The sequence below is a fragment of the Candidatus Poribacteria bacterium genome (assembly GCA_028820845.1).
Taxonomy (GTDB): Bacteria; Poribacteria; WGA-4E; order WGA-4E; family WGA-3G; genus WGA-3G.
Map to the genome: position 1 here is coordinate 15,641 of JAPPII010000086.1, position 12,415 is coordinate 28,055.

The window sequence follows — 12,415 nt, forward strand, 5'->3', positions numbered from 1 at the left end:
TCTACTCCGAGATTTGTTTTAGGAACGTGTCTTTAAGACTTCATAATTCCTGCTATCGCTTCTGCTTCCGAATCATAACAGTCGAAAATTGTCATCAGTTTTGCCATAACGATGAGACTTCTGACGTTCCCACCGAGATTAAGGAGGACCACCTGTCCATTAGTTCGTCGGACAGAAGTATGGACAGAGACAAGCACACCTAAGCCAGAACTATCCATCATCTGGACGCGTTCCAAGTTCAAAATCAGGTTGAGATGTTCTCGGGGTTCCGCAGGGTTATCAGCAATCTGAACCTGCTCCTCAATGATTTTTTTTAGAGCTAAGGCATCGGCGCCAATAACTTTTCCTGCGATATCCAGAATTGTAATACTGCCTTTGTGTCGAAGGTTGACTTGCATAGGAATTCCTTAAAAAATTGTTATGGATTAGGAGTCTGCTTATATTTGACCATTTTGATAATTGTGCCGTTGGCTTCATAATTTACCGAATCCATGCAGGCTTCCATTAGAAAAAGTCCTCTCCCACTGCTTTTAAGCAAATTTTCCGGGTCCAGTGGATCTGCGACCGTTTGACGCGTGAACCCTTCACCCTCGTCCTCAATGACAATGGTTAGTCTATCCTCAGCAAGAATGAACTGAAAAGTAGCCTTTTTGCCCAGATCCTCTTTATTGCCGTGTTTGATTGCGTTTGTACCCGCTTCAATGACAGCAAGGTTAATCTGCTCCTGGATGTCCTCACCGAAACCCATCTCTTTTAAGATCTCGCTGACAACAACATCAAGCAGGTAAACATGTTGCATTGAGCTTGGGAGAGAAAGCGTAATAACCTGTTCAGTTCTCTCGCCCACGTTTGAAGCTCCTTTTTTACGGGATTGGACCTTTGCCAAGAGCCCTACAAGACAGGTTTTGAGAAGAAGCCCGTCTTTTGTTATTTTGATTTGAATTTTAGCTTGATGAAGTTTTAGAATTTGACTTAATAATTTCTCGGTTGCAGATAAAAAAGATACTGCGTTTGCCGATATCTCAGATTAGGAAACCGAATTCAATTCATAGAATAATCGAATAATATTCATCACGCCAAAAGCATATTATACGCGCAGCACCGTTGTGCGCGCTTTACTAATTTACGTATCGCGTTTGATAACGACCAAAGCTCTGTCATCATGCGTCTGTGTACTGCCACTAAAGCGTGCCAAGTCCTCAACAATTGCTTCACACAACGCCGATGCAGACAATACGGCGTTTTTGGAAATGCAGCCAGCCAGCCTATCCTGACCATAGAACACATCCAGCGGTGTTGCATTTTGATGTCCTTTAACTTCTTCCGAACCTACCAATACGTTTTCATTTTCGTCCAGGTCCAAGCCATCCCCAGCATTCGTCTCAGTGATGCCATCTGTATAGAAAACGACAATATCGCCCGGTGTTAACAGGCAGGTATTGCTGGCAAAAGTCGCCTCTTCAAATGCGCCAACCAACATACTGCCCGTTTTTAAAACATCTATCACACCCGTCTTTTTCCGGTGCAATGGATAGCAGTGTCCACCATTTGAATACGTGAAAGTGGAAGTCACAGTGTCCATTACGCCGTAGATCATCGTCGCGAAGAGGGTCGCATCCGTGTCGCGGACGACTAAATCGTTAATCCGTTTAAGAATTGAAGCAGGATCATCCTCTTCACGACAGAGCAAACGTAGTGCCGTTCGGATCATCACCATTAAAAGTGCAGCTGGAATTCCGTTCCCTTTCACATCACCGAGGACGATTCCGACCCGTGTTTCACTGAGCGGAATGAAATCATAGAAATCTCCAGAAACAGACATGGAACTCTGGAGCAGCATTCCGATGTCAAACCCTTGAAAACTGGGGGCTTGTTCTGGCAACAATTTTTTCTGAATAGCAGCAGCAGCCTGCAGATGTCCAGCGAGTTGTTGAACGCCAGCCTCGTTGAACCCAGATCCCATTGCGCTCATGAGAGGGTTTATATATTTGATGGGCCGTGTTCTTCCAAGCACCGCCTTAACCCGTGCGGTTACCTCTCGGAGGTCAAAGGGTTTGGTGATGTAATCATCAGCCCCGGCATCAAGCCCCTGAACTTTGTCTTCCGTTTGTCCGCGCGCAGTGAGCAGAATGACCGGAACGGTCTTTGTCTCCTCTATATTTTTAAGTTCTTCAATGACCTGAAAGCCATCTTTATGCGGCATCATGACATCAAGTAAGATGAGATCCGGCGGATCAAGAATGGCAGTTTCCACAGCCTGCTTGCCATCACTTGCCGTGCGTACCTCGTACCCATCTGGCTCTAAATTCATCCTGAGGAGTTCAAGGATATCCAGATCATCATCAACAACCAAAATCGTTTCAGCCATTTTCTTTTTGTCCGATCGGAATAAAAAACTGAAAATTACAGCCTTGCCCGTTATCGCCCGCCTCCACCCATATTCTTCCACCGTGCGCTTCAATTATTCCAGATGCTATTGAGAGTCCCAACCCAGTACCGCCTTGGTGTTGGGTTCGCGTACTTCTGAGTTGCTGGAATTTATCAAAAACCCTCTCTCGTTCTTCAGTCGGGATCCCGAGTCCCGTGTCAATTACTTCAACGTAAACACCATTCACCGGATTCCCATTCTGCCGCGATTTCGATATCCTCACTGTCACTTTTCCACCGTCGGGTGTAAATTTAATTGCGTTTCCTATGAGATTAATAAAGACTTGTCCGATCCGATCTGCGTCACCAATTAATATGGGTAGACTGAGTTCAGCATCCAACAACAAACGGAGAGCCTTTTCATCTGCTTGGGGTCGAAGTTCTTCGATCCTTCTTTCAGCAATCCAATCTATCTGCACTTGCTCCTGTTTCATCTCAATGCGTCCAGCTTCAATTCGGGAGACATCAAGTAAATCATTAATAAGCGCAGCGAGTCGTTTAGATTGTCGGTGTGCGCGACTCAGACTTTCATACTGTTTTTGATTTATTTTTCCAGTTTTTCCATCAAGTATCAGCGAAATAAATCCGACGATAGAGGTGAGTGGTGTCCGTAATTCGTGTGAAACCAAGGAAACAAACTCCGACTTCATCTGCTCTATTTCATGTTCATGCGTGATGTCATCGAAGACGTAAACCACCCCTGCGACGTTATTTCTCTCATCAGCGAACTGGCTTGCTATAATGCGAAGCACTCGCGCCTCATCATCCGTGCGATTTCCACCAACCCCGATTTCGGCAATCATCGTTTGGTGCTGTTCCATTTCCCGTCGTGAGGCAGACAACACTTTCAGATCAACGGTTTTTGTATCTGCCGTCGTAGATGCTTCCCCAACCACTCGTTTTGTCCAAGAAATGGTGCCCGTCTTAGTGTCAATAGTGATAAAATTCTGATAACCAGCAGTCCGTCCGAGATCTAAAAGCCGTTCAGCTACAGGATTGACGTATAGCACGCGTCCACCGGGTTCAACAACAACAAGCCCCTCACCGAGGTTCTCAACAATAGTGGTAAGTTTTTTTTCTTCCTGCCTGAGTTTATCAACCGCCGTTTTGAGATTTCGGCGCATCTCATTGAATTTTTCAGCGAGGACCCCGACTTCATCATCACTCTCAACGAGAATTTCACTGTCAAATTCGCCCTGTCCAATGCTGTCGGCTGCCTGTGCGACTTCCAATATCGGTCTTGCTATACGTTGGGCAGCCCAGCACGCAATAATTACAACGATGCCACTTGAGGCAATAGTAACGTAAAAAATGTATCTGTTCAGCTTAACGACCCCGGTGTAAGCAGAAGAGGTTGGACGTGAAATAAAGAGCATCCAATTGCTAAAGTTTTGTTGCGTCTTCCAAGATTCGTTAGTTACAGGTCGAGTTCGTGCCCAACCGTAGACGCGTTGTTCATCGAATGCATCCTCTTCACCGTGCGACTCATAGTCATAGTACTTACCATGGATACCTTTTTTTGCCTCAATAATCGCCTCCTCTACAGCATCATTCATGTCTATGTAACTCCCGATACGATATCCGCTATGAGGTGACGCTGCAATAATTTTCCCAGAGCCGTTTGTTAAAAAGGTATATGTTCCAGCGAGATCGTGTTGTGATCCGACTAAACTGGTAAGCTCAGGTAGCAACAAAATCGTTCTGAGCACGCCTATTGTATTGCTTTCTTGTAGAACAGAAGAAGTTTTGGTAGATGTACGTATCGGGAGTGCGACTGGCAGCAGGTATATCCCGCGCACGTCGTCATAAACGACATCTTCCACGAATTGGTAACCGATTCCGTTGTTGTAAGCACTTTGCCACCATTTCTTGTCTTTTACGGTATATGGCAGTTCCTTTTTTGTGTCGTAATCCAATTGTTGATCGTTCGAGCGAAGCACATATCCCGAAGCATTGGCAATGGTCACCTCAGTTTTATAACCCGCATAAGTCTCAAGCAAGCGGATACTATCTTCGAGGCGTGCCCATACGCTGAAAAACACCGATTGCTGCCCATCGGCAGTATTTGACCGTGCGACTGCCGGTTGGATGTTGGGAAGTTCGGCTTGAATATTGGCGATTCTTTGAGAGATAGCCTTATCGGCGCGAGCCAGTTTTTCCTGTGCGAGGAGTACGAGGCTCTCTCCAACACTGTCTTTGAGAGCATTCTCGCCAATAACTTTTATAACCAATGAAACAGCAAATAGCGGCATCAACGCAACTAACAAAAATAAAACGATCTGTTGACCGCGTAAACCTATCTTAAATCGAGAACGCTCCATAGGGCTTTGCCTCCCGTGTTACCACGGGAATTCTTGTAGGCACATTTTTGGCACTGCTACATCAAAGCGGCACTTGCGCTCTCCTCCGTATCATAAATCTCAATAACGGTTGCGAGCTGCGTCACTTCCAAGACTTCCCGAACGGCCTTCTGTGGATTGAGCAAAACTAATTTACCACCCGATTCCTGACAGTATTTCAACGTAAGTACAATCGCTCCCAACGCGCTGCTGTCAATCAAAGGAACATTCATCAAATCAACAATTAATTTATCCTCTGCTGCTTGAAGTTGCTGTTCCATCTCTCTGCGAAATACATCAGCGGCATTTCCAAGAATCTTTCCCTCTACATGAAGAATAGAGATATTTTTTTCTGCAATCGTTGTGTCAAAATTCATAGGGTTTTCCTTAGTTTTCTTATTTGAGGTATTGTACTTTTAAAAGCATTGCCTTCGTCCTATTACGCGAAATTTGCACGCCTCACACTTTCACACGGCGCATTACAATATAACTTCGATTGAACTTTGCGTTTGTAAGGACAGTTTCAACCGCTCCACCGAGCGTATTTAGACGCATTGCGCTTTTGTCAATTTCAGTTTTGATTGTCTCCACGCCAGACTTATAGGCTATCCACTTTCCATTTTGTTTCAGCAACGGTAAGCAAAAATCGGCTGAATCCGCGAGGGTAGCAACGTAACGAGTGAAAACCCAATCGTATGCCCCAATGTGTGCAGGCTGTTGGGCACAAACCTCGGCACGTTCGGCAAGTATGGCGACGTTCTCTGCTTGATGCAACCGCAATTGGGAAACGATAAATTTTAGAAAACTCGCCTTCTTTTCTGAGGCTTCAATAAGTGCTAACCGGACCTCCGGGACATAGATTTTTAGAACAACGCCTGGAAATCCGGCACCCGTTCCCACATCAATAACAGAATCTCCATCTCTGAGTGTGATATATTCCAAGACACTTAGCGAGTCGAGAAAGTGTTTATGAATAATTTCGTCATCATCCGTAATCGCCGTCAGATTTATACGGGCATTCCACCGAAGTAATTCATCGCGATACTGCGTAAATTGTGCGACCTGACGCGTTGTCAGCGGAAATCCGTAGCGATTAAACGTCTGTTTTAAGTGCTGTTTGTAATTTATCAATTGCTTTATCGCTATTGGCTATTGGCTTTTAGCAATTAGCAAAGACGCGCAGCGTGACCGAACGTCCTCTTTGCTGTTTGCTATTCGCGGTTCGCTACGTTGCGTTGTGTTGATGAAGGATAACCATCAATATTGAAACATCCGCAGGCGAAACACCGGGCAACCGCGAGGCTTGTCCAATAGAAGCAGGTCGAATTTTCATCAGTTTTTCACGTGCTTCCGCCTTTAATCCGGGAACCTCATCATAGTCAAATGTATCGGGTATCCGGAAGTTTTCCATCTTTTTGAATTGGTGAATTTGTCGCTGCTGTCGCTGAATGTAGCCATCGTATTTAATTTGAATCTCCACCTGCTCCTTCACGGCTTCCGACAAAATCTCAGGCGATGGTATAATTTGACTTATATCTTCGTAATGAAGTTGAGGTCGTCTCAACAGTTCCGCCAAAGATGTGGGTTGCTTTAATTCACCAGTTTTGACTATAGTTGCCCAACTGTCAGCAGGCACAACCTGTCCTTCTCCAATAAGAGGCGGTTCCGCTGGTTTGAGAACAGTTTCGTGCAAGCGTTTTAATTCTGTTTGAATATTTTCGGCTTTCTTTTGAAATTGACGGTATCTGTTGTCATCAACAAGCCCAATTCGTTTACCCATTTCAGTGAGTCTTAGATCGGCGTTGTCTTCCCGCAAGGTCAGTCTGTACTCGGCGCGCGACGTGAACATGCGGTAAGGTTCACGAATATCCAAGGTAACAAGATCGTCAATAAGTACAGCTACATAGGCTTGGGCTCTGTCAAGGATAAGAGGTTTTTCACCTTTGACTTTTAGTGCTGCGTTGATTCCTGCCATAAGTCCTTGTGCGGCGGCTTCCTCGTACCCCGTGGTGCCATTGAGTTGTCCTGCGAAATAGAGTCGAGGTACGCGTTTCGTCTCAAGCGTTGGCTGCAGTTGGGTCGCTGGAGCAAAGTCGTACTCCACGGCGTATCCGAAGCGCATAATTTCGGCGTTCTCTAACCCCTTGATGCTATGCACCATCTCGACCTGCACATCTTCTGGTAGACTTGCAGAAATCCCGTTCAGATAAATCTCATCCGTATCCCTCCCCTCCGGTTCAACGAAAACTTGGTGTCCAGTTTTTTCGGCGAATCGGACTACCTTATCTTCAATTGACGGACAATAGCGGGGACCGATACCAACGATGCGACCGCTGTACATCGCAGACCGATGGAGATTTTCACGAATGATAGCGTGCGTATTCTCGTTTGTGTAAGTCAGATAACAGGGCAGCTGCGACTGGGTAATGCGTTCAGTTGTGAAAGAGAAGGGGAGTGGATCTTCATCGCCGGGTTGGATTTCCATTTGGCTGAAGTCAATTGTATGGGCGTTGACGCGCGGGGGTGTCCCCGTTTTGAGCCTACCAATCTCAAAACCGAGGTTCAAAAAACTTTCCGAGAGTTTCTCAGCAGAGGACTCACCAGCTCTACCGGCACTATAGGAAACATCACCAATATGAATTATGCCTTTCAGGAAAGTCCCGGTTGTGAGAATTACAGTTTCGCCCAAATAAGCAGTCCGGGTCTGACTTAAAATGCCAATACACTTCCCATTTTCAATAAGGAGTTCTTCAACCAATACCTGTTTGATATCAAGTCGTTCTTGTGCCTCCAAGACGCGCTTCATTTCATCTTGGTACGCCTTCTTATCTGCTTGTGCTCGACTCGACCTAACAGCCGGTCCCTTTTTGGTATTGAGACGGCGGAATTGAATGCCGGTTTTGTCAATATTTTTTGCCATCTCGCCGCCGAGCGCGTCTATCTCTTTAACAAGATGCCCCTTAGCAAGCCCACCGATGGCGGGATTACAAGACATTTTCGCAATTGTATCAAGATTGATAGTAACGATGAGTGTTTCACAACCCATCCGCGCAGCAGCAAGTGCAGCCTCACAACCGGCATGCCCTGCTCCGACTACAATAACATCATAATGCTTTTGATAAGTGTTCATATCTTTTCGTGGTTACCGGGCCGGGGTAAAATGTTCATTTATTTTTCTGGTTTACCATAATTAGAGTCCATCATAAATGATACTGATAACAAGCGTGGCAACGACTTCAAGGCTTTTTGCACTACATTTGTCCACTGTGTCTTCAACGGTATGCCAATATGGGTAGGTGAAATCAATGATATTCACCATTGGAATCCCCACTTTGATGAGTGGAACGTGATCGTCCAAAATCGCTGCCCCTAAGCGTTGCTGGAAAGGCGCTAAACCAAGGGTTGATGCTCGATCCCAGATTGCTTGGGTGAACTCACGATTTGCTTCCCAAGAGTAACGCTCTATTGGAAGACTCAAATCCTTGTCTCCCACCATATCCAATAGTATACCGTAATCAGGTCTCCATTTTCCAAGATTTTGTGCGAAAAAGCGAGAACCGATGAACATGTCGTCAACGGATCTACCGTAATCTTCACCATCGAAAAGCACAATAACAATTCGACGCGGTGGTGGATGTAGACTGAGAACTCTCGCGATCTCAAGAAGTACCGCAACCCCAGAGGCTCCATCGTTAGCACCGAGAATCGGCTTATGTTGATTTTCTATCTTTGGATCTCGGTCAGCGATGGGACGTGTGTCCCAATGTGCAGCGAGTAGAAGCGTCTCTCCAATCGGTTCTACCCCAGTAACAGACGGGATGGCTTCGGCTTTCGGTCCAAACTCCGCTAAGATATTATTGAGTCGGAGCGTTACACCATCTACCTCGTATTGACATGGCTGAAGTTCTACGTTATTCGCATATTTTTGAAGTTCAGCGAACAAATAACTTTGCGTTTGACGGTGTGCTATTGAACCCGGCGGTCGCGGTCCAAATTCGCACTGTTTCTCTAATATTGCGAAAGCCCGTTGTGCATCAAAGATAGCTATCGGCTGTCGGTTATCAGTTATCGGCAACTCCTTTGGAGCAGCCTGTGTGTTGTTTTCTATCAGAACGTCTTCTTTACTGACCGCTGACTGCTGACTGCTGACTGCTATCAAGAGTGCTACAAATACGAACAATTGTTTTCTCATCTAAGCTCTCCGCCTGCCTTCGAGTGCCTTCGCGAGGGTTACCTCGTCAATATATTCCAAATCACCACCAACAGGAATACCATAGGCAATACGAGTGACATCGACTTTAAACATCTCTAAGTGCTGCGTAAGATAGAGTGCCGTTGCCTGTCCTTCGGTGGTCCAATTTGTGGCGAGTATTACCTCCTGAACAGGTTTTGCCCCAGCAGCAGGTTGCTTAATGCGTTGAAAGAGTTTATTTATTCCGAGTTCATCGGGTCCAGTCCCATCCAATGGTGATAAAACACCACCTAAGACATGATAAAGCCCCTTATAACCATTAGTTCGCTCAATTGCCCACAGGTCATCAGACTCTTCAACAACGCAGATGACTTGTTGATCGCGGCGTGGATTTGTACAGATGTAGCACGGATCGGTATCAGTAATAGCACCACAGATGTCACAGTAACATAACAGTTTCTTTACTTGTGCGATAGCTTCTGCGATTTGGGCAGTCTCGGTATCAGGTAGCTTCAGCATAAAGAACGCTAAGCGCTGTGCTGTTTTCTGTCCAATCGTAGGGAGTTTCTGGAGCTCTGAGATAAGTTTCGCCAGCGGTTTAGGATATTCTTGCATGAATTCTTGATTATCGGTTGTCAGCCATCAGCGGTTAACTATCAATCCTGCGCATAGATTGTGAAGATTTTTCGGTACAGACAACGCGCTTTTGCTAATAATCAGTTGATAACAATTCTGGTTAGGGTAGCCCTGGAATTTTAAGTCCACCGGTCAATTTGCTCATTTCTGAGGACATCAATTCTTGTGATTGTTGCAGTGCTTCGTTGATAGCAGCAACAACCAAGTCTTCAAGCATTTCAGTATCGTCCGGATCAACAACTTCCGGTGTAATATGGAGTGAAACAATTTCCTGTTGTCCATTGACAACAGCAGTTACCATACCGCCGCCGACGGTTGCTTCGACGGTTCGGTTTGCAAGTTCTTCTCGGATTTCCAGCATCCGTTTCTGCATCTGCTGTGCCTGTTTCATCAGGTCATTCATCTTCATAATTTTTTTATCCTGCCTCTAAACAATTTTATAATCGTATACGCATAAGTGATTGACTTGTTACAAAAATGCTGAGTACAATAGAAATTTCCTTATAAGAATACGTCTTTCCCATTAGGAAAGACGCGATTATTGGGTTTCCAAAACCGTAGCCTCAAAGAGCGTAAGTGCTGTTTTGAGTTGTGGGTCGTCCTCAGCTTCAACCCTCCGCATGAGTGGAGTTTTCTGATTCGTCTCTTCGGGCGTGTTCTCAGATTTTGCTGGTTCAGATGGAACAGTATCTAAAACAACCCACTCAATTTTTACAGGTTCGCCGACAGCGTGCGTGAGTGCCTCAGTTATAATTTTTTTGTCGTCTTCCATAATTATGGGGAGAGATGAAGGCAAACACGCGATTTCAACCACGTCTGTAGCGTTCACAGATAGGACGGATTCCGCCAATAAGCCACGACTGATCCGCATTGGAAGGTTGGATCTGATCTCCTCCCAAAACGAAGGCAGTTCTGTCAGTGAACAAACATCAGAAGAGGTTGACCTATTTGGTGTCGGTGCAGGGGAAGTTGAGGCTTGTTTGTCGTACTGTTTACCTGTCGCTTCCTTTGCCAAATCAGATGGGTTTGGGGAAGAAGTCTCTTGCCTTGTAGGGAAAGGAAGTTGGTTGGATGTAGCTCGTGTACTCGTTGGATTTTCGCTCGAAAATAGAGATTGCTGGGGCGGCATTTTCTGTATTGCTGAAATCCCGACCTCATCGAATTTCCGCTCTAATGTCGATAGTTTACTAACAATCTCTTCAAGATGTACACCTTCTTCAAGCGAATTAAGTTGAATAAACGCAGCCTCTAATTGCAGTTGGGGGTACCCGTACTGCTTGATATCGCGACTGGTGTGCATCAAAATTCTAATAATTCGCGATAGTCGATTGACTGACATCTGTTCAGCCTGCTGTTTGAGTTCAGGGAGATCCGATTGGGGACTTTGAAGCAGTTCACTCAGGCTATCATCAATCGCCAAGAGTCGAAGATCCCGAAAATGGCTGATGAGATGATCAAGACATTTCGATAAATCGGTGCCTTGCTTCGTTAGGTTGTTCAGCGTCTTCAATCCTTTTGCGAGGTGTCTTTCTATAATTGCTGCGGCAAGATCGCGAAGGAGAGAGCTGGATCCGAGTCCAATGGTTTGTTCAACAGCCTCGATCGTCAAATCCTTTCCAGTCGAAGCGATGAGGCGTTCTAATAGGTTTTCAGCGTCTCGCAGACATCCTTCAGATTGTCGGGTGATGAGTGCAAGGACATCGGCATCCGCCGAGACCTCTTCCGCATTAGCAATCAACTGCAGACGTTCAATGATTTTTTCGTCTTCTAAGTGCCGGAAATCAAAATCTTGGCAGCGCGAACTGATTGTCTTGGGAATTTTGGCATGTTCAGTGGTCGCCATGATGAAGATGACATGTGGTGGTGGTTCCTCAAGCGTTTTAAGCAAGGCATTAAATGCTTCCGGCGAGAGCATGTGCGCTTCATCTATGATATAGATTTTATAGGTGCAAGTAGCAGGGGAGAGTTTAACGTTTTCGCGAAGGTCTCGAATGGTATCAATGCCGCGATTAGAGGCAGCATCCATCTCGAATACGTCAAGGGATCTACTATGCGAGATGTCATTGCAAAATTCACATTGGTTGCAAGGTTCAGCGGTGGTGGTGGAGTCAAATTCCGTTTCTTGCAGACGGTTAGGACAGTTGACGGCTTTGGCAAAAATACGAGCAACCGTTGTCTTTCCTGTGCCGCGCGGACCCCAGAAAAGATAGGCATGTCCGACGCGCTCGGACAAAATCTGGTTTTTCAGCGTCTTTGTAACGTGCTCCTGTCCAACAACATCACTGAAGTTTTGGGGACGCCATTTTTGGGCGAGTACCTCGTAAGCCATTTTTTTACTTATTAAATCGGGTCACCGCTCCACAATGTAAAGCTAAGACAAATTGTTCACTACTCACTCACAATTTTGTTTTACAAATCAGAATCAACGGTATGAGGTCTCCCGTGTGGGCTTCAAATCAACGGTATTCATGCCTTAGGGCATGAATCTGGGTTTTTGGTTAAGTCCAGCCGCCCCTGGATCCTGAAAAGTTTTTATCGCAGAAAAAAATGACTATGCACCCAGAGTTGACAAGCTTCTCCGAGCGTTTCCCATGTCGTTAGCTCAGGTCAGGCACCCTTGCGTCACACGAGCCACTTATCTACCGCTGCTTCCTTCCGGACCTGACGGGGTTCAACAAGCACTCGTTGCTCAAGACCCAACCCTCAACACCACGTGCGTGGGACAGGCCCCACAGAAACAGGCCGCATACCGGGGGTTCAGTTCTGCTTTAGCGGATTGCAGATACAGGGCACCGCTACCTCCCCACCTAGCATAGCCAAG

At 45.9% G+C, this 12,415-nt stretch carries 11 protein-coding genes and 1 other RNA gene; all 12 read right to left on the bottom strand.

The genetic code is table 11. The annotated features are described in order from the left end of the window. Window positions 1–32: 32 nt before the first annotated feature. A complete protein-coding gene (locus tag OXN25_16630; protein MDE0426479.1) occupies window positions 33–398 on the bottom strand; it encodes an STAS domain-containing protein in 366 nt (121 codons plus the stop codon). A gap of 20 nt (window positions 399–418) precedes the next feature. Beyond that, window positions 419–847 (bottom strand): ATP-binding protein, encoded by a 429-nt coding sequence (locus OXN25_16635; protein ID MDE0426480.1) that lies wholly within the window; start codon window positions 845–847, stop codon window positions 419–421. Between the two features lie 276 nt (window positions 848–1,123). Continuing rightward, entirely contained in the window at window positions 1,124–2,368 is a 1,245-nt protein-coding gene (locus tag OXN25_16640) for a SpoIIE family protein phosphatase (GenBank protein ID MDE0426481.1), read from the bottom strand. Next, entirely contained in the window at window positions 2,361–4,748 is a 2,388-nt protein-coding gene (locus OXN25_16645) for an ATP-binding protein (GenBank protein MDE0426482.1), read from the bottom strand. Before OXN25_16645 ends, OXN25_16640 begins: the two co-directional genes overlap by 8 nt. Before the next feature lie 56 nt (window positions 4,749–4,804). Beyond that, a complete protein-coding gene (locus tag OXN25_16650) occupies window positions 4,805–5,143 on the bottom strand; it encodes an STAS domain-containing protein (protein MDE0426483.1) in 339 nt (112 codons plus the stop codon). An 82-nt stretch (window positions 5,144–5,225) separates the two neighbouring features. Continuing rightward, window positions 5,226–5,897, bottom strand: coding sequence for a 16S rRNA (guanine(527)-N(7))-methyltransferase RsmG (gene rsmG / locus OXN25_16655; GenBank protein ID MDE0426484.1), 672 nt, complete (start codon window positions 5,895–5,897; stop codon window positions 5,226–5,228). Between the two features lie 94 nt (window positions 5,898–5,991). Next, window positions 5,992–7,896, bottom strand: a complete 1,905-nt coding sequence (gene mnmG, locus OXN25_16660) for a tRNA uridine-5-carboxymethylaminomethyl(34) synthesis enzyme MnmG (protein ID MDE0426485.1) — start codon at window positions 7,894–7,896, stop codon at window positions 5,992–5,994. Window positions 7,897–7,956: 60 nt separating this feature from the next. Continuing rightward, window positions 7,957–8,958, bottom strand: coding sequence for a M28 family peptidase (locus OXN25_16665; protein MDE0426486.1), 1,002 nt, complete (start codon window positions 8,956–8,958; stop codon window positions 7,957–7,959). Further along, window positions 8,959–9,573 carry a recombination mediator RecR gene (gene recR / locus OXN25_16670; GenBank protein MDE0426487.1) on the bottom strand — a complete coding sequence of 205 codons (615 nt, stop codon included), beginning with the start codon at window positions 9,571–9,573 and terminating at the stop codon, window positions 8,959–8,961. Window positions 9,574–9,694: 121 nt separating this feature from the next. Continuing rightward, complete coding sequence (locus tag OXN25_16675; protein MDE0426488.1) at window positions 9,695–10,003, bottom strand: YbaB/EbfC family nucleoid-associated protein; 309 nt, start codon at window positions 10,001–10,003, stop codon at window positions 9,695–9,697. A 129-nt stretch (window positions 10,004–10,132) separates the two neighbouring features. After that, complete coding sequence (gene dnaX / locus OXN25_16680; protein MDE0426489.1) at window positions 10,133–11,923, bottom strand: DNA polymerase III subunit gamma/tau; 1,791 nt, start codon at window positions 11,921–11,923, stop codon at window positions 10,133–10,135. Between the two features lie 222 nt (window positions 11,924–12,145). Continuing rightward, an RNA gene (gene ffs / locus OXN25_16685) (signal recognition particle sRNA large type) lies at window positions 12,146–12,410 on the bottom strand. Between the last annotated feature and the right edge of the window lie 5 nt (window positions 12,411–12,415).

What these genes read in the sequence shown, in the direction of transcription:
- OXN25_16645 (MDE0426482.1), bottom strand. Translation starts at nt 4,748, where the DNA reads ATGGAGCGTTCTCGATTTAAGATAGGTTTACGCGGTCAACAGATCGTT.
- OXN25_16650 (MDE0426483.1), bottom strand. Translation starts at nt 5,143, where the DNA reads ATGAATTTTGACACAACGATTGCAGAAAAAAATATCTCTATTCTTCAT.
- recR (MDE0426487.1), bottom strand. Translation starts at nt 9,573, where the DNA reads ATGCAAGAATATCCTAAACCGCTGGCGAAACTTATCTCAGAGCTCCAG.
- dnaX (MDE0426489.1), bottom strand. Translation starts at nt 11,923, where the DNA reads ATGGCTTACGAGGTACTCGCCCAAAAATGGCGTCCCCAAAACTTCAGT.
- OXN25_16675 (MDE0426488.1), bottom strand. Translation starts at nt 10,003, where the DNA reads ATGAAGATGAATGACCTGATGAAACAGGCACAGCAGATGCAGAAACGG.
- OXN25_16640 (MDE0426481.1), bottom strand. Translation starts at nt 2,368, where the DNA reads ATGGCTGAAACGATTTTGGTTGTTGATGATGATCTGGATATCCTTGAA.
- mnmG (MDE0426485.1), bottom strand. Translation starts at nt 7,896, where the DNA reads ATGAACACTTATCAAAAGCATTATGATGTTATTGTAGTCGGAGCAGGG.
- OXN25_16665 (MDE0426486.1), bottom strand. Translation starts at nt 8,958, where the DNA reads ATGAGAAAACAATTGTTCGTATTTGTAGCACTCTTGATAGCAGTCAGC.
- OXN25_16630 (MDE0426479.1), bottom strand. Translation starts at nt 398, where the DNA reads ATGCAAGTCAACCTTCGACACAAAGGCAGTATTACAATTCTGGATATC.